15 protein-coding genes and 2 tRNA genes are annotated in these 16,907 nt (G+C 70.4%); 8 read left to right on the top strand and 9 right to left on the bottom strand.

All coding sequences use genetic code 11. From position 1 onward, the window contains the following. Window positions 1–112: 112 nt before the first annotated feature. Entirely contained in the window at window positions 113–748 is a 636-nt protein-coding gene (locus ABD346_RS26580; RefSeq protein ID WP_344378296.1) for an alpha/beta hydrolase family protein, read from the bottom strand. 58 nt (window positions 749–806) lie between these two features. Next, window positions 807–1,622 carry an SOS response-associated peptidase gene (locus ABD346_RS26575; RefSeq protein ID WP_344378294.1) on the bottom strand — a complete coding sequence of 272 codons (816 nt, stop codon included), beginning with the start codon at window positions 1,620–1,622 and terminating at the stop codon, window positions 807–809. Between the two features lie 50 nt (window positions 1,623–1,672). Between ABD346_RS26575 and ABD346_RS26570 the strand changes: the two genes are divergently transcribed. The 4 genes from ABD346_RS26570 to ABD346_RS26555 all read left to right on the top strand — a co-directional run bounded on the left by ABD346_RS26570 (window position 1,673) and on the right by ABD346_RS26555 (window position 5,178). Beyond that, window positions 1,673–2,374, top strand: a complete 702-nt coding sequence (locus tag ABD346_RS26570) for a M50 family metallopeptidase (RefSeq protein ID WP_344378293.1) — start codon at window positions 1,673–1,675, stop codon at window positions 2,372–2,374. Window positions 2,375–2,400: 26 nt separating this feature from the next. Further along, window positions 2,401–3,726: a 3-phosphoshikimate 1-carboxyvinyltransferase gene (gene aroA / locus ABD346_RS26565; RefSeq protein ID WP_344378291.1), complete on the top strand. Its 1,326-nt coding sequence runs from the start codon at window positions 2,401–2,403 to the stop codon at window positions 3,724–3,726. Between the two features lie 15 nt (window positions 3,727–3,741). After that, window positions 3,742–4,755, top strand: a complete 1,014-nt coding sequence (rsgA, locus tag ABD346_RS26560; protein ID WP_344378289.1) for a ribosome small subunit-dependent GTPase A — start codon at window positions 3,742–3,744, stop codon at window positions 4,753–4,755. A 99-nt stretch (window positions 4,756–4,854) separates the two neighbouring features. Beyond that, window positions 4,855–5,178 carry a DMT family transporter gene (locus ABD346_RS26555; protein ID WP_114038981.1) on the top strand — a complete coding sequence of 108 codons (324 nt, stop codon included), beginning with the start codon at window positions 4,855–4,857 and terminating at the stop codon, window positions 5,176–5,178. Window positions 5,179–5,247: 69 nt separating this feature from the next. Here ABD346_RS26555 and ABD346_RS26550 read toward each other — a convergent pair whose 3' ends face one another. Continuing rightward, window positions 5,248–5,907 (bottom strand): TetR/AcrR family transcriptional regulator, encoded by a 660-nt coding sequence (locus ABD346_RS26550; protein WP_344378288.1) that lies wholly within the window; start codon window positions 5,905–5,907, stop codon window positions 5,248–5,250. Window positions 5,908–6,061: 154 nt separating this feature from the next. Here ABD346_RS26550 and hisN point away from each other — a divergent pair, with 154 nt between their 5' ends. Both hisN and ABD346_RS26540 read left to right on the top strand, forming a co-directional pair. Continuing rightward, window positions 6,062–6,868, top strand: coding sequence for a histidinol-phosphatase (hisN, locus tag ABD346_RS26545; protein ID WP_344378287.1), 807 nt, complete (start codon window positions 6,062–6,064; stop codon window positions 6,866–6,868). A 253-nt stretch (window positions 6,869–7,121) separates the two neighbouring features. Next, entirely contained in the window at window positions 7,122–7,520 is a 399-nt protein-coding gene (locus ABD346_RS26540) for a CBS domain-containing protein (protein WP_053729881.1), read from the top strand. A gap of 87 nt (window positions 7,521–7,607) precedes the next feature. Here ABD346_RS26540 and ABD346_RS26535 read toward each other — a convergent pair whose 3' ends face one another. Then, window positions 7,608–9,077 (bottom strand): catalase, encoded by a 1,470-nt coding sequence (locus tag ABD346_RS26535; RefSeq protein WP_344378434.1) that lies wholly within the window; start codon window positions 9,075–9,077, stop codon window positions 7,608–7,610. A gap of 127 nt (window positions 9,078–9,204) precedes the next feature. On the opposite strand from ABD346_RS26535, the gene ABD346_RS26530 reads away from it, so the two are divergent. Continuing rightward, window positions 9,205–9,621, top strand: a complete 417-nt coding sequence (locus ABD346_RS26530) for a Fur family transcriptional regulator (RefSeq protein ID WP_053729883.1) — start codon at window positions 9,205–9,207, stop codon at window positions 9,619–9,621. 169 nt (window positions 9,622–9,790) lie between these two features. Here ABD346_RS26530 and ABD346_RS26525 read toward each other — a convergent pair. The 4 genes from ABD346_RS26525 to ABD346_RS26510 all read right to left on the bottom strand — a co-directional run bounded on the left by ABD346_RS26525 (window position 9,791) and on the right by ABD346_RS26510 (window position 15,086). After that, a tRNA-Met gene (locus ABD346_RS26525) sits at window positions 9,791–9,864 on the bottom strand. A 75-nt stretch (window positions 9,865–9,939) separates the two neighbouring features. After that, complete coding sequence (locus ABD346_RS26520) at window positions 9,940–11,772, bottom strand: tetratricopeptide repeat protein (protein WP_344378285.1); 1,833 nt, start codon at window positions 11,770–11,772, stop codon at window positions 9,940–9,942. Between the two features lie 240 nt (window positions 11,773–12,012). Further along, a tRNA-Met gene (locus ABD346_RS26515) sits at window positions 12,013–12,086 on the bottom strand. Between the two features lie 114 nt (window positions 12,087–12,200). Then, window positions 12,201–15,086 (bottom strand): UPF0182 family membrane protein, encoded by a 2,886-nt coding sequence (locus ABD346_RS26510; protein ID WP_344378433.1) that lies wholly within the window; start codon window positions 15,084–15,086, stop codon window positions 12,201–12,203. A 135-nt stretch (window positions 15,087–15,221) separates the two neighbouring features. On the opposite strand from ABD346_RS26510, the gene ABD346_RS26505 reads away from it, so the two are divergent. Beyond that, window positions 15,222–15,767 carry a PPA1309 family protein gene (locus ABD346_RS26505; RefSeq protein ID WP_344378283.1) on the top strand — a complete coding sequence of 182 codons (546 nt, stop codon included), beginning with the start codon at window positions 15,222–15,224 and terminating at the stop codon, window positions 15,765–15,767. A 25-nt stretch (window positions 15,768–15,792) separates the two neighbouring features. Here the strand turns inward: ABD346_RS26505 and ABD346_RS26500 are convergent, their stop codons facing one another. Then, window positions 15,793–16,881 carry a YlbL family protein gene (locus tag ABD346_RS26500; RefSeq protein WP_344378282.1) on the bottom strand — a complete coding sequence of 363 codons (1,089 nt, stop codon included), beginning with the start codon at window positions 16,879–16,881 and terminating at the stop codon, window positions 15,793–15,795. Window positions 16,882–16,907 lie beyond the last annotated feature (26 nt).

Here is a 16,907-nt window from a genome sequence, read left to right as displayed (position 1 = left end):
CTTGCGGCTCGGGCAGATGGTCGAACCCATGCGACGGACTCCCTCTCCACAGCTGGTCTGCGTATCCCTTACGTCGCGCATAACAGTGCGCCCGCATTCCGCATTCCCGGCGTCAGGCCATCAGCGTGCCGAGCCATTCGCCGACCGCCGCGGTGATCACGTCCAGTGCCTCCTGCTGGGTGAGGGAGGCCCGCTTGGGCACCGCGAACCCGTGGTCGCCGAACGGCACTTCCACGAGCCCGTACGCCCCTTCGGGGAACTCGGCGGGCTTCCCGAAGGGGTCGTTGCCGCCCTGCACCACCAGGGTGGGCACGCCCGCCCCGAGCAGCTCCGGCGCCCTCGACTTCTCCGGCTTGCCCGGCGGATGCAGCGGGAAGCTCAGGGCGAGGGCTCCGGCCGCGCCGAGCTCCGCCGCCGTGCGGCAGGCGACCCGGGCCCCGGCGCTGCGGCCGCCCGCGACGACGGGCAGCCCCTTCTTCACCACGGCCGGCCACAGGTCGCGCCATCCCGTGTCCAGCGTCTTCGGTGCCGGGGCGACCTTCTTGCCGGCCACCCGCCAGGGCTGCTCCACCAGAGCCACGCTCACCCCGAGCGGCGGCAGAGCGCCGGCCAGCGCCTGGAGGTCCCGGGCCTCGATCCCGCCACCCGCCCCATGACTCACGGCCAGCACGAGGCGGGCCTTCTTGGCGGTGTGCCAGGTGATACGCGCCTCGCCGGCGCCGGTCTCGATGATCTCGCTGGTGCTCACGGGGCCATCCTGCCGCCGGGCCGGGCGGGGGCGGCGTACGACATGGGCGAGGTCACCGTCAGAACAGCGTGCCCTCCTCGGGCCCCTCCAGCTCCGTCAGGAGTTCCGGCCCGTTGTTGCGTACGTTGCTCACCGCCGTCGAAACGGGATACGCCCGCATGAGGCCGCCCGGCGGCGGCGCGAGCAGATCCCTCAGCGACTCGGTGTCCGTGTGGGACGGGTCGAGCCAGGCGCCCCACCGGTCCGGCATCAGCATCAGCGGCATCCGGGGATGGATGTCCGCGAGCGAGCCGGGACCCTGTGCCGGGGCCACGCCCAGCGGCCCCGTCTCGGCCTCCGTGGTGACCACCGAGCAGGTCACCCACCAGGCCGACGGGTGGTCGTCGGGCAGCGTGCGGTCGCGCCAGAACTCGTACAGGCCGGCCATCGCGAAGACCGAGCCGTCCGCCGGGGTCACGAAGTACGGCTGCTTGCGCGGCCGCTTCTTCCTGCCCTCGACCTCCAGCTCGCGCTCCCCGGCGCCGGTGACCCATTCGTAGTAGCCGTCCGCCGGGATGATGCAGCGGCGGGAGGCGAAGGCCTTCTTGAAGGAGGGCTTCTCGTGGATGGTCTCGGCGCGCGCGTTGATCATCCGGGCCGCACCCTCGGGCGATTTCGCCCAGGAGGGGACGAGTCCCCACTTCAGCTTGCGCAGCTGACGAACCGGACGGGGGGAGTCGGCGTCCTTAAGAGGGCGCTCAAGGACGACGTAGACCTCTTTGGTCGGAGCCACGTTCCAGTCGGGCTCCAACGCCTCCGCCGGATCCCACTTCTCTATTTCAAAGATTCCTGCGAGATCCTCGGGCCTGCGACTCGCTGCATACCTACCGCACATAGGTGCCACACTGCCACGGCGCCCGTACCCCATGAGGAGCCGTCCCAGAAATGTCCGCGCTTGAAGACTTCCAGCTCTTCGGCACCCAGAGCGCGCCAGCCCAGTGGCTGGTCGTCGCGACGGGCATAGCCGCGCTCGCCGTCGTCGTCCCGCACAGCCTCTGGCGCCTCTCGCGCAACGCCATCACCATCGCCCACGAGGGCGGCCACGGCCTGGTCGCGCTGCTCACCGGCCGCCGCCTCGACGGCATCCGGCTGCACTCGGACACCAGCGGCCTGACCGTGAGCCGGGGCAAGCCGCACGGCCCCGGCATGATCCTCACGGCCGCCGCCGGATACACCGCTCCCCCGCTGCTCGGCCTCGGCGGCGCCTGGCTGCTCGCCGCCCACCACGTCACGCTCTTCCTGTGGCTGGCCACAGCCCTGCTCGTCGCCATGCTGGTGATGATCCGCAACGCGTACGGCGTCCTCACCGTCGTGGTGACCGGCGCCGCCTTCCTGCTCATCTCCTGGCTGACCAGCCCGGACGTCCAGTCGGCGTTCGCTTACACGGCCGTGTGGTTCCTGCTGCTCGGAGGGGTGCGCCCGGCGTTCGAGCTGCAGAGCAAGCGCCGCCGCCACAACGACGGCGACTCGGACGCCGACCAGCTCGCACGGCTCACCCACGTACCACCGGCGCTCTGGCTCTTCCTCTTCCACGCCGTTTCTGTCTGCTCCCTGATCGGCGGTGGCCGCTGGCTGCTCGGTCTCTAGCTGACGGCCCCACTAAAGTGAGGACCATGACCGAAACGCCCGTGCACCCCGCCCTCTGGCCCGCCCCCCTCGCGAGCGGAGCCGTCGATGCGACCGTCACCGTGCCCGGATCGAAATCGGTCACCAATCGCGGGCTCGTCCTGGCGGCGCTCGCCGCCGAGCCCGGCTGGCTGCGCCGCCCCCTGCGTTCACGCGACACCCTGTTGATGGCGGAGGCCCTGCGCACCCTGGGCGTCGGCATCGAGGAGGGCGTGGGGCCCGACGGCTCCGGCGAGGCCTGGCGCGTGATCCCGGCCGGCCTGCACGGCCCGGCCACGGTCGACGTCGGCAACGCCGGTACGGTCATGCGCTTCCTGCCCCCGGTCGCCGCCCTTGCCGACGGCCCGGTCCGCTTCGACGGCGACCCGCGCTCCTACGAGCGCCCGCTCGGCGGCGTGATCGAGGGCCTGCGCGCACTCGGCGCCCGCATCGACGACGACAACCGCGGCGCGCTCCCGATGACCGTGCACGGCGTGGGCGCGCTCGAAGGCGGCCGGGTGGAGATCGACGCCTCCTCCAGCTCCCAGTTCGTCTCGGCCCTGCTGCTCTCCGCACCCCGCTTCAACCAGGGCGTCGAGGTGCGGCACGTGGGCTCCACGCTGCCCTCCATGCCGCACATCCGGATGACGGTCGACATGCTGCGCTGCGTGGGCGCCCAGGTCGACGAGCCGGAGACGGGCGGCGAGCCCAACGTGTGGCGGGTCTCGCACTCGGCGCTGCTCGGCCGCGACCTGACCGTCGAGCCGGACCTGTCCAACGCCCAGCCGTTCCTGGCCGCGGCCCTCGTCACGGGCGGCACGGTCGTCATCCCCGACTGGCCGGTGCGCACCACCCAGCCCGGCGACCAGCTGCGCCAGATCTTCACGGAGATGGGCGGCACCTGCCAACTGGCCGACCGCGGGCTGGTGTTCAACGGTTCCGGCCGCATCCACGGCATCGACGTGGACCTGAGCGAGGTCGGCGAGCTGACCCCCGGCATCGCGGCCGTCGCGGCGCTCGCCGACTCCCCGTCCACGCTGCGCGGCGTCGCGCACCTGCGGCTGCACGAGACGGACCGCCTGGCCGCGCTCACCAAGGAGATCAACGAGCTCGGCGGCGACGTCACGGAGACCGCCGACGGCCTGCACATCCGGCCGCGCCCGCTGCACGGCGGCGTCTTCCACACCTACGACGACCACCGGATGGCCACCGCCGGCGCGATCATCGGCCTCGCGGTCGACGGCGTGCAGATCGAGAACGTGGCGACGACGGCCAAGACGCTGCCCGACTTCCCGGACATGTGGAGTTCGATGCTGGCAGGGTCCGGAAGCTGAGCGGGGCCTAGGATCATGCGCCGCTACGGCAAGAACCCCGACGAGGACGACATCCGTGTCCGCCCCAACCCCAAGGGCAACCGCCCCCGCACCAGCATCCGCCCCAAGCACGAGGATGCCGCCGAGGGCATGGTCCTCACCGTGGACCGCGGCCGGCTGACCTGCCTGGTGGACGACCGCCGGATCACCGCGATGAAGGCCCGCGAACTGGGCCGCAAGGCGGCCGTGGTGGGCGACCGGGTCGACATCGTCGGCGACCTGTCCGGCAAGAAGGACACGCTCGCGCGGATCGTGCGGATCGGCAAGCGCAGCTCGGTCCTGCGGCGCACCGCGGACGACGACGACCCGTACGAGCGCGTGGTCGTCGCCAACGCCGACCAGCTCGCCATCGTCACCGCGCTCGCCGACCCCGAGCCGCGGCCCCGCCTCATCGACCGCTGCCTGGTCGCGGCGTACGACGGTGGCCTGGAACCGTTCCTGGTCCTGACGAAGTCGGACCTGGCCCCGGCGGACGAACTCCTGGAGATGTACGGCGCGTTGGGTGTCCCGTACGTGGTCACCTCGCGCGAGGAGCTGTACGAGGGCGACGCGGCGGAACGGGTGCGCGAGCAACTGCACGGCCGGGTCACCGCCTTCGTCGGCCACTCCGGCGTCGGCAAGACGACCCTGGTCAACGCGCTGGTCCCGGAGGCCCAGCGGCGTATCACCGGCCATGTGAACGCGGTCACCGGGCGCGGCCGCCACACCACCACCTCGGCGCTGGCGCTGCCCCTGGACAGCGCGGACGGCGGCTGGGTCATCGACACCCCGGGCGTACGGTCCTTCGGCCTTCACCACGTCGACCCGTCAAGGGTGATTCTGGCCTTCCCCGATCTCGTACCGGGCACCGAGAACTGCCCGCGGGCGTGCAGCCACGACGAGGCGGAGTGCGCCCTGGACCAGTGGGTGGCGGACGGTCACGCCGATCCGGCCCGGCTCTACTCGTTGCGCCGACTGCTCGCGACGAGGGAGCGACGCGAGGGCGACTGACCTGTTTCCAGGGGCGCCTGCATGCCCTCCGTTGCATAATCGCACCAAGTGTTGACCAAGCAGTCAGCGACGACGATGCGTTGTGGGAGGCCCTGGGACATGGCGTGGCTGCTGGTCGTGGTGGCGGGAATCCTCGAAACGGGCTTCGCCGTCTGCCTGAAGCTGTCGCACGGTTTCACCCGGCTGTGGCCGACGATCGCGTTCGCCGCGTTCGCGTTGGGATCGTTCGGCCTCCTCACGCTGTCGCTGAAGAAGCTGGACGTGGGTCCGGCGTACGCGGTGTGGACGGGCATCGGGGCGGCCGGCACCGCGATCTACGGCATGGTCTTCCTCGGCGACGTGGTCTCCACCCTCAAGCTGGTGTCGATCTCGCTGGTCATCGTGGGCGTGATCGGCCTGCAGATCTCGGGCTCGGCCCACTGACCCGCACCCCGAGTACTTTTGACGGGTCGTCACGAGCATCTTTGACGAGTCGTCAGGGGCCGGACCCGGCTAGCCCGCCGCGCGCACCGGCAGCCGGGCGAGCACCGAGCGGATGTACCCGGCGGGCCCCTCACCCCGCCCCGGCGGCGCCACCACACAGGAAAGCCCGAGCCGCACCGCCGTCTCGCAGTACCGCCCCAGCTCCACCGGATCCGCGCCCGGCACCTCCTTCTCCAGCACGGCGAGCGCGCGGTCCCGTACGGCGGCGACGAGTTCGGCGGGCCCGGGCACCCCGGCGTCGGCGCGGCGCTGGGCGGGCACGGCCGAGACGGCCGCGGTGGTACGGACCGAGGGCGCCGGAAGGCGCTCGCTCCAGCAGCCCGTGAGCAGAGCCCGCACCAGAGCGCTGGAGCGGGCCGAGCCGACCGTCCACTCCGCGACGCGGACCAGGCGGTCGGCGGGGCCGACGGGGGTCCGCCCCGCATCGGAGCCTGTCGGAGATGCCGGGGGGCGTTCGGCGAGCGCTCTGTCGACGCCCCGCAGATAAACATCGGCCTCCCGGCGCACCAGCGCTCGGGCCAAGCCGTCTTTGCTTCCGAACTCGTTGTAGAGGGTCTGCCGCGAGACCCCGGCGGCGGACGCCACGTCCACCATCCGGACTCCCGACCAGGGCAGCCCCGCGAGCGCCGAGAGAGCGGCGTCCAGTAAGGATTCCCGCGCTGTGGGCATGGTCGCCTCCCGAGCCCCCGAGACTTGCGAGCGGCTCCGAGTTCAGAGTTGACGCGCTCGGAGGGACTGTCAATAGCCGCCGTGGGCGGCGCGCGGGGCGTCCGTAGTGCGGGCATTGTGGTCCACACCGCGGGCGATCGCTACGGTGGTGACCATGCCCGACTATCACGATGACCTGCGCCTGGCCCACGTCCTCGCGGACGCCGCCGACGCCGCCACCATGGACCGGTTCAAGGCCCTCGATCTGAAGGTCGAGACCAAGCCGGACATGACGCCGGTGAGCGAGGCCGACAAGGCTGCCGAGGAGGTCATCCGGGGTCATCTGCAGCGGGCCCGGCCGCGCGACGCGGTACTCGGCGAGGAGTACGGCCTGGAGGGCACGGGCCCGCGCCGCTGGGTGGTCGACCCGATCGACGGCACCAAGAACTACGTCCGGGGCGTGCCGGTGTGGGCGACCCTGATCTCGCTGATGGAGGCGGGCGAGACGGGCTTCCAGCCGGTGGTCGGCGTCGTCTCCGCGCCCGCCCTGAACCGGCGCTGGTGGGCGGCGAAGGGCCACGGCGCGTTCACCGGCCGCAGCCTGACCTCGGCGACGCGCCTGAAGGTCTCCAGCGTCTCGAAGCTGGCCGACGCCTCGTTCTCGTACTCCTCGCTGAGCGGCTGGGAGGAGCGGGGCAAGCTGGACGACTTCCTGGACCTGACCCGGGAGTGCTGGCGCACCCGCGCGTACGGCGACTTCTGGCCGTACATGATGGTCGCCGAGGGCTCGGTGGACTTCTGCGCGGAGCCGGAGCTGTCCCTGTGGGACATGGCGGCGAACGTCATCGTGGTGCAGGAGGCCGGAGGCGTCTTCACCGGGCTCGACGGGCGGCCGGGCCCGCACAGCGGCAACGCGGCGGCCTCCAACGGCCTGCTCCACGAGGAACTGCTCGGCTACCTCGGCGACGGCGCGCAGGCGTAGGCGGGGCGCCGGCGCGGCCATGCCCGGGCTCACGAGGGCCGAGCCCGGGCTCCTGACGCCCACGACTGGGGCTCACGAGGGGCGTGAGTCGTACTTTTACGCGCCCCTCGACTGACCTCTACCAGCCCCTTGTTGACGGCCGGTCCGGATGCGACTCTAGGAGTCCCCCCACTTGTGAACTTGTGAATTCTCTCCGGAGCGGGCTTGCTCAGCCGCGCCGGGAACTGAATCCACCAAGGAGGTGGCTCCATCCATGCTCGTCCGTGACGCCATGAGCACGATGGTCCTCACCATCGGACCTGCCCACACCCTCCGCCAGGCGGCCCGGCTGATGTCCGCACGCCGGGTCGGCGCGGCCATCGTCCTCGACCCCGACACCAGCGGCATCGGCATCCTCACCGAGCGCGACATCCTCAACTCCGTCGGCCTGGGCCAGAACCCGGACCACGAGACGGCGAGCAAGCACACGACCACCGACGTCGTCTTCGCGGCGCCGTCCTGGACCCTTCTGGAGGCCGCCGAGGCCATGACGCACGGCGGCTTCCGGCATCTGATCGTGCTCGACGGCCACGGCCCGGTCGGCGTCGTCTCGGTCCGCGACATCATCCGCTGCTGGGCCCCGGCGCGGCGCGAGGCCGCGATGGCCGGCTGACCGCCCGGCTTCGGCCCAGGAACGCCAGAAGGCCGGGCCCCCGAAGGGAACCCGGCCTTCTGTTCATCTTCGGCCTGCGACCCGGAATCAGCCGCGCAGGGCCTGGACCGCGGCTTCGAGCCGCTTGCCGAAGTCACCGTCCGCCTGGCGGAAGTTGTTGATCGCGCGCTCGGCGATGTCGTCGCGCGAAACCTTGGCGATGAAGCCCGCCAGGTTGTCGATCAGACGGGCCTTCTCGTCCTCCGAGTACAGCCGGTAGAGGTTTCCGGCCTGCACGAAGTCGTTGTCCTCGGCGTGCGAGGGCGCCTGAGTGCTGCCGGTGACGCCGGAGACCGGGCTGCCCTGCCACAGCGGGCGGTCGGTCTGGAACGGCCCGCCGAAGCTGTTGGGCTCGTAGTTCTTCGCGCCCTTGTGGCGGCCGTCGTACAGGTAGCCGTCACGGGAGTTGGTACGCGCCTCGGTGGCGTGCGGGCGGTTCACCGGCAGGTGGTCGGCGTTGATGCCGACGCGGTAGCGGTGCGCGTCGCCGTACGCGAAGAGACGGCCCTGGAGCATCTTGTCCGGCGAGGGACCGATGCCGGGGACGAAGTGCGCGGGGCTGAAGATCGACTGCTCGACCTCGGCGAAGATGTTCTCCGGGTTGCGGTTGAGCTCCAGCTTGCCGATCTCGATCGGCGGGTAGTCCTCGTGCGGCCACACCTTGGTGAGGTCGAACGGGTTGAAGCGGTAGGTCGCCGCGTCCGCGTCCGGCATGATCTGCACCTGCACGGTCCAGGACGGGAAGTCACCGCGCTCGATGGCCTCGCGCAGGTCGCGCTGGTGGCTGTCGGGGTCCTCACCGGCGAGCTTGTTGGCCTCGTCCTGGGTGAGGTTCTTGATCCCCTGGTCGGTCTTGAAGTGGTACTTGACCCAGAAGACCTCGCCGGCCTCGTTGTTCCACTGGAACGTGTGCGAGCCGTAGCCGTTCATGTGGCGCAGGGTCGCCGGAATGCCGCGGTCACCGAAGAGCCAGGTGACCTGATGGGTGCTCTCGGGGCTCAGGCCCCAGAAGTCCCAGACGTTGTCGGCTTCCTGGCTGCCCGTGTACGGGTCGCGCTTCTGGGTGTGGATGAAGTCGGGGAACTTGATGGCGTCCTTGATGAAGAAGACGGGCGTGTTGTTCCCGACCAGGTCGTAGTTCCCCTCCTCCGTGTAGAACTTCAGCGCGAAGCCGCGGGGGTCGCGCACGGCGTCGGCGGAGCCGAGGTTGCCGGCCACGGTGGAGAAGCGCAGAAACGTCTCGGTCTGCTTGCCGACCTCGGAGAGGAACTTGGCACGCGTCCACTGCGAGACGTCCCGGGTGAGCGTGAAGGTGCCGTACGCCCCCGCGCCGCGGGCGTGGACGATGCGCTCCGGAATGCGCTCGCGGTTGAAGTGGGCGAGCTTCTCCAGAAGCGACTGGTCCTGGACCAGGACCGGACCGCCGGCGCCCGCGGTCGCGCTGTTCTGGTTGTCGGCCACCGGTGCGCCGGCTTCCGTGGTGAGCGGTCCCTGTGTCACGTGCGCCTCCTGCGTCATGTCCTGCAAGTCCTGTCCCTTGGCGTATGCCTGACCCGATCCTACAATGGACATTGTCTAAGTCAAGCAAGCATCCAAAGCCACACCTGTTCGGAACTGGACCCCTCCCCCTGTTAGGCTGGTCCTCATGAGTGACCTGTTGGAGCGACTGCGCGGCCGCGGCTGGCGCATGACCGCACAGCGGCGCGTCGTGGCCGAGGTCCTCGACGGCGACCACGTGCACCTGACCGCGGACGAAGTCCATGCCCGCGCGGTGGAACGGCTGCCCGAGATCTCCCGGGCGACGGTGTACAACACCCTGGGCGAGCTGGTGACCCTCGGCGAGATCCTTGAGGTGTCCACGGACCGCCGCGCCAAGCGCTACGACCCGAACGCCCACCGGCCGCACCAGCACCTGGTCTGCGCCCAGTGCGGCGCGATCCGCGACGTCCACCCGCAGGGCAACCCGCTGGCCGACCTCCCCGACACCGAGCGCTTCGGCTTCACGATCGCGGCCGTCGAGGTCACCTACCGCGGCACCTGCCCGAACTGCGCGGCGGCCTGACCCGCAGCGGAAGCGGCCTCCCGCCCCTGAACACGAAGAAGCCCTCCGGCCACCAGGCCGGAGGGCTTCACTTCTGTCTGCGAACGATTCGGATCTGCTCTGTCCACGAACAGCTCAGAAAATGACCGAGGCCCGAATTCCCCAAAGAATTCGGACCTCAGTCTGCAAGTAGCGGGGACAGGATTTGAACCTGCGACCTCTGGGTTATGAGCCCAGCGAGCTACCGAGCTGCTCCACCCCGCGTCGGTGAACACAACCTTACGGGACGCCGCCGACCAGCGCAAATCTGTTCCCCACCTGCGGAAACCCCCGAATTCGCTAAGCCGTGAGCTCCTGGTGGAGCGCCTCGCGCAGCCGCGCGGCCCGCTCGGCGACCTCCGCCGGGCCCAGCTCGACCGCCTTCGCGCACCAGCGCTGCCCCTCGGCCAGCTCTCCGTGGCGGGCGGCGAGCAGGGCCAGGCGCAGCGCGGCCCTGCCGTGCCCGGCGTGGGCGGCGCGGGACCACCACAGGGCGGCCTCGCGCTCGCGGCCCTCGCGGGCGAGCAACAGCCCGAGGTTGAAGGCGCCGTTGCGGCTGCCCGCCTCGGCCGCCTCCCCGTACCAGCGCGCGGCCGCCTCCAGGTCGCCCCGGGCCGCGGCCAGCATGCCGACCCGGACCTGGGCCCGGCGGTGGCCCTGCTGCGCGGCCCGCTCGTACCACTCCTCGCACTCGGTCTTCTCCGCCATCGGCTCGCCCAGCGCGGGCGGCCCCGGCGGGGGCTGGCGTGCGTCGAGAACGGTGGCGAGCCGGAAGGCGGCCTCGGCGCTGCCGCCGCCCGCCGCGCACCGCAGATGGCGCTCGGCGGCCTGCTCCTCGCCGTCCCGCAGCAGCGCGATGCCGACCTGGAGGGCCGCGTCGGTGTGCCCGGCGGCGGCGGCCCGCTCGTACCACTTCAGGGCCGTACGGTCCTCGTCGCGGCCGGCGAAGAGGATGCCCAGGTTGAAGGCGGCGTCCACGCTGCCGGCTTCGGCGGCCTTGGAGAACCAGGGCTCGGCGCCCGTCGCGTCGCCGGCCTGGAGCAGCAGGATGGCGAGCGCGTTGGCCGCCTCGCGGTGCCCGGAGTAGGCGGCCCTGCGGTACCACTGCTCGGCCTGGGCGGTGCGGTTCTGGGCGGCGCAGAGCAGCCCGAGGTTGTACGCCCCGTTCACGTCACCGGCGCCCATCGCCTCCCGGTACCAGCGCTCGGCGGTCTGCTGCTCGCCCCGCGCCGCGTGCAGCGCTCCCAGGGCGTTGGCCGCGTTGCCGTCGCCGTCCTGGGCGGCGCGCAGCCACCACACGGCGGCGCTCTCCTCGTCGCCCGCGTCGCGCAGCAGGAAGCCGAGCGCGCAGGCGGCCTTGGCCTCGCCGTCCTTGGCGGACGTCAGGTACCAGCGGCCGGCCTCCTTGAGCTCGCCGCGCTTCTCCAGGATCGCGCCGAGGTGCAGGGCGGCCCGGCGGTGGCCGCGAGCGGCCGCCTGCCGGTACCAGGGCTCGGCCTCGTCGGACGACCCCTCGCCTTCCGGCGCCTGGTCGACAGCGATGTCACCGGGGCCTTCGCCGGTCGCCTCGTCGTCGCCCCGCCCGTCGAGGAGGCGGGCAAGACGGTAGGCGGCCTCGCGGTGGCCCTGTTCGGCGGCGGCGCGCAGCCAGCGCTCGGCGCCGACGTCGCTGCGGTGCTCCAGGAGGTCGGCGAGCGCGTACGCGCCGAGCGCGTGGCCCTGTTCGGCGGACTGGCGCAGCCAGTACTCGGCGGCCGGCTCGTCTCCGCGCTCGCGGTAGTGCCGGCCGAGCGCGTGCGCGGCGGCGGCGGATCCGGCGACGGCGGCGATGCGCCACCAGCCGGCCGCCTCGTCCGCGTAACCGCGCTGATGGAGCAGGACACCCAGGTTGTTGGCGGCGGCCCGGTCGCCCTCGGCGGTGGCGCCGCGCAGATAGGGCTCGGCGCTGTCGAGATCGCCGCGGCGCAGCAGCAGGGAGCCGAGCACGCTCATCGACTCGGCGTCGCCGCCGTCGGCGGCACGCCGGTGCCGCGCCTCGGTCTCGGCGTCAGCGGTGTCAGCATCCTCATCGGAGCGTGTCTGCACAAACCGCCCTGTCTCCAACAGAGTTGCCCTGTCCCCCATAAATACCATCGTCGCACCACCCGCAACCCGCGTACACCTGGTATACCGCAGCCAGTGAGGTCACTTCAGCGTTTTGTCGACATGCCCACAGAGAGACAAGCCAAACCCGTTGTACCCAACTCCCCCTGGGAAGACCAGTTTTCACACCGGAGGGTTCCGGCCACCGCTAATCGGACAAGCTCGGCGGACCTCGGCGCGAACGCAACGAGGGCCCGGATCCTTGAAAGGATCCGGGCCCTCGTCAGTGAGTAGCGGGGACAGGATTTGAACCTGCGACCTCTGGGTTATGAGCCCAGCGAGCTACCGAGCTGCTCCACCCCGCGTCGGTGAACACAACGCTACCACGCGGTGGAGTGGCCCCCTGACCAGCACGGACCGGAGCCGACCCGGTGTGCCCAGGCCGGCTCCGGTCCGGCCGGGTCGGCTCTCGTGCCGCGTCAGCTCTTCGGCTGACTCGCCTTCCCCTCCGCGTCGGCCGCCTTCTGCAGGGCGTCCTGCAGCGCCTTCTGGGCGTCGCCGTAGGCCTTCCAGTCACCCTTGGCGAGCGCCTTCTGGCCGTCGTCGTACGCCTTCTGCGCGTCCTTGATGGCCTGGTCCACCGTCGCGTTGCCGGAGGCCGGCGGTGTGGTGGTGGGTGGCGTGGTCGGCGGTGTCGTCGAAGGCGGCGGGGTGGCCCCGTCGGCGCCGAAGACCGCGCTGAGCGCGTCTCCCAGGTTGTCCTTGAAGACGGTCCTGTCGCCGTAGGAGACGCCGACCTTCTTCAGGAGCGGGTAGTTGGCGCTGCCACCGCGTGCGTACACCGGCTCGATGTAGAGGAAGCCTCCGCCGAGCGGCACGGTCAGCAGATTGCCGTAGTCGATCTCGGAGTCGGTGCCTCTCAGGTTCCGTACGAACTCGGCGACTTCGGGCAGACCGTTCAGCTTGCTCTGCACCTGTTGCGGGCCCTGCACGTTGTCGGTGACCTTGAGCAGTCTGATCTTGCCGTAGTCCTTGCTCGCGGCATCGGCGTCGACCGCCATGAACCCGCCCAGGTTGGGCCGGCCGTTGGGCGTGAACGTCGTGGTCAGCGAGAACTTCTTCCCCTCGGCCTCGGCGCCCGGCATCTTCATGGACAGGTAGTACGGCGGAACCGCGCTGTTGTCCTTGTTGGTCGGGTCGTCCGGCACCTGCCAGGCGTCACTGCCGCTGTAGAACTGCGCGGGGTTGGTGACGTGGTAGCGGGTGAGCAGCTCGCGCTGGACCTTGAACATGTCCTGCGGGTAGCGCAGGTGCGCGAGCAGGTCCGCGGGAATGTCCGCCTTGGCCTTGACCGTTCCGGGAAACGCCTTCATCCAGGTCTTGAGGACCGGGTCCTTGTCGTCCCACTGGTACAGCGTGACCGTGCCGTCGTACGCGTCCACGGTGGCCTTCACCGAGTTGCGGATGTAGTTGACCTGGTTCTGCTGGGCCATCACCGCGCGCTGGTTGTCGGTCAGCGAGTCGGTGGTGGTTTCGCCGAGGGTCGTGCGCGAGGCGTAGGGGTAGCCGTCGGTCGTCGTGTAAGCGTCGACCACCCACTGGATGCGCTTGCCGACGACCGCCGGGTAGGCGTCGCCGTCGATGGTCAGCCAGGGGGCGACCGCCTCGACGCGCTCCTTGGGGGTGCGGTTGTAGAGGATCTTCGATCCCTTGCCGATGGCTCCCGAGTACAGGATCTGCGGCTCGCTGAAGGTCACGGCGTACGCGGCCCGGTTGAACGGGTTGGACAGGCTCACCCCGCCCTTGCCCTTGAAGCTCGTCGTGACCTGACCCTTGCCCTCGCTCTCGTAGTCGAGCTCCTTCTGGGGCCCGCCGACGATCGAGTACTGGTCGGTCTTCTCGCCGTAGTAGATGCGCTGCTCGTAGCCGGAGGCGAGCTGGCCGGTGGTGGGCAGGCCCGACTCCGTGAAGTCCGGGGCGCCGTTGTCGTCCACGCTGGTGCCCTTGGCTGCGATCGCGCCGAAGCCGTGGGTGTAGGTGAAGTGGTCGTTGATCCAGTTGCGCTTGTCGATGCCCTTGAGGTTGAGCTCGCGCAGCCCGATGACGGTGTCCTGCTCCTTGCCGTCCTTGTCCGTGTAGCGGTCCACGTCCAGGGTCGAGGGGAACTGGTAGTACTTCCGCTGCTGCTGGAGCTGCTGGAAGGCGGGCGAGACGACGTTGGGGTCGATGAGCCGGTAGCTGGCCGCCGTGTCGGCCGCCGAGCGCAGCTTCGGGTTGTCCTTGGCGTCGGTGGTGCCCTTGTAGTCCTGCACAGCCGCGTTGTCGATGCCGTACGCCTTGCGGGTGGCATCGATGTTCTTCTGGATGTACGGGGCTTCCTTGGCCTGCTCGTTGGGCTGGACCTGGAACTTCTGCACGATCGCCGGGTAGAGACCGCCGATCAGGATCGCCGAGAGCACCATCAGGCCGAAGCCGATGACGGGCAGCTGCCAGGTACGGCGCCACAGGGTGGCGAAGAACAGCACGGCGCAGATGACCGCGATGCAGAACAGGATCGTCTTCGCCGGGAGGTAGGCGTTGGCGTCGACGTACCGAAGGCCCGTCCAGTTGTTGGTCGCCTTGAAGTCACTGGACTTGACCGCCAGGCCGTACCGGTCCAGCCAGTAGGCCACGGCCTTGAGGACCACGAAGACGCCGAGCAGCACCGAGAGGTGCCCGGTGGCCGCTCCCGTGGCGCGCGCGCCGGGGCTGGTGATGCGCAGGCCGCCGTACAGGTAGTGCGTCAGGGCGGCGGCGATGAGCGACAGGACGGTGGCGGCGAAGCCGAAGCCGAGCATGAAGCGGTACCAGGGCAGGTCGAAGGCGTAGAACGACACATCCAGATGGAACTGGGGGTCCTTCTGGCCGAACGGCACCCCGTTGACCCACATCAGCCAGGTGCGCCACTGACCGGAGGCGGAGGCGCCGGCGATGAGCCCGACGAGCGCGGTGATCCCGAGCAGCATCCACTTCTTGTACGGGGCGATGCCCATCCGGTAGCGGTCGAGGCTCTGCTGCTCCAGGGACATCGCGCTGAGCGGCGGCCGCAGCCGGTGCGCCAGCCAGATGTTCAGGCCGACGGCCACCGCCATCAGCAGCCCGAAGACGCAGAACAGTCCGATCTTGGTCCACAGCTGGGTGGTGAAGACCGACGAGTAGTGGACCGAGCGGTACCAGAGCCAGTCGGTCCAGAACCCCGCGAACATGACGAAGGCCATGGCAAGCACGGCCAGAATGCCCAGTGTCATGAGCAGGGTCCGGACCCGGCGGGACGGCCGGCCGACTCTGATCCGTGGCCCGGACGGGCCTGAGCCGCGGTCCGGCATCTGGAAAGCCAAGGTGCGCACCTCGAAGTTCGCTGTCGTATGGGCGGGCCCAGCGATCGTAGAGCCCACTCATGCAACTTACTGAGGCTTTACTCAGTTCCCGATCGGGGGGTGAAAGAGGGCAGGATGTTGTCCATGTCCAACGTTTCCCCCTCCGGCCCTCCGATGGCCGCGAGCCCGCTCACCCGCGCGGTGCTCGAAATCGACGAGTACGCATCCGGTCTGGGCTGGGACAAGCCGGCCCGCCTTTTCGCGCTCGTCGACACCGCGAAGCTCCGTGCCCAGGCACCGGGCCTGGTCTCCACCGCCGACGACGCCCAGGTCTCCGGGCTGACCCCGATCGAGCAGGAGGAGATCCCGCGGAACAAGCCGCTGGACAAGTTCCTCGGCACCATCGCGTGGCCCGACTCGGTGGCCGGCTGCGCGCTCACGGTGGAGCGCCTGATGCTGCCGCCGTCCGCCGAGACGTCCGTGCCCGAGGGCCTCGGCGACAAGGAGCTCGCCAAGTGGGTGGCCGCCCACCCCGACCGCCAGGAGGTCCGGATGACGGTGGCGGTGCTGCGCGGCGGCGCCCGCGAGTCCGCCATCCGGCTGCGCGAGAAGGACTCCCCTACGGAGGTCCTCACCGGCCCCGACCTGGTGCCGGGCCTCGCCGAGGCGCTGGCCGCGACCTTCGCCTAGGGCGCCTGCGGGGGCGCGGCCGGCGTCACTTGGCCGAGCAGCTCGGCAGCCCGGCCGTGTCCCCCGTGCGGATCTTGTCCAGGGACTGCCGGGCGTCGCGGATGGTGTCGACCTTCACCAGGGTTAGGCCCGAGGGGATGTCGGAGGCCGCGGCTTCGCAGTTGTCCTTGGGCGTCAGGAAGTAGCGGGCGCCCGCCTGGCGCGCGCCGATCAGCTTCATCTCGATGCCGCCGATCGGGCCGACCTTGCCGGTGTCGTCGATCGTGCCGGTGCCGGCGACGAACTTTCCGCCGGTCAGATCCTCGGGCGTCAGCTTGTCGACGATGCCGAGCGAGAACATGAGCCCCGCGCTGGGCCCGCCGACATCGGCGAGCTTGATGTCGACGGTGAACGGGAAGGCGTGGTCGGTTCCGGCCTGGATGCCGACGATGGCCCGGTCGCCGTCCTGCGCCTTCTCGGTGGTGATGGTGAGCTTCTCGCCGCCCTCGGGCTCCCTGCCCGCCTTCTTGGCGGCTTCCGCCTCCTTGGCGGGGATGATCGTGAAGACCACGTTCTGGCCGGGCTTGTGCTTGGTGACGAGGGTCGCGACGTCGGCCGGCTTGGTGACCGGGGCGCCGTCGACGGCCTTGATGGCGTCGCCCGCGTGCAGCTTGCCCTCGGCCGGGCTGCCCTTGACCACCGAGGAGACGATGACCCAGCTCTTGACCGGGATGGACAGCTCGTTCAGGGCCGCCACCTTGGCGCTCTCCTGGGACTGGCTGAACTCCTCGGCGTTCTCCTGATTGGACTGCTCGTCGGTCTTGCCGTCCGGGTAGAGCGTGTCGTGCGGGACGACCACGCTGTCGTGCGCGAGCCAGCCGTAGACGGCCTCGACGATGTTCATCCGGTAGTCCGCACCGGTGACCCTGACCGTCGTCATGTTGAGGTGGCCGGTCGTGGGGTAGGTCTTGTGCCCGGAGATCTGCAGCACCGGCTCGCCGCCGGAGTCGCCGAGCGTGTTCACGGTGGGTCCGGGAGACATCTCGGAGTACGGCACTTTGATGAGCACCCCGGCGCAGAGCAGCGCGATCAGCACGAGGGTGGAGGCGAGCATCGTCGCGGTGCGGCGTGGCATGGAACGACAGTACGGGACCGATCTGT

This window comes from Streptomyces mauvecolor, from assembly GCF_039532965.1.
GTDB lineage: Bacteria > Actinomycetota > Actinomycetes > Streptomycetales > Streptomycetaceae > Streptomyces > Streptomyces violascens.
This window is presented reverse-complemented; position numbering and strand designations above follow the sequence as displayed.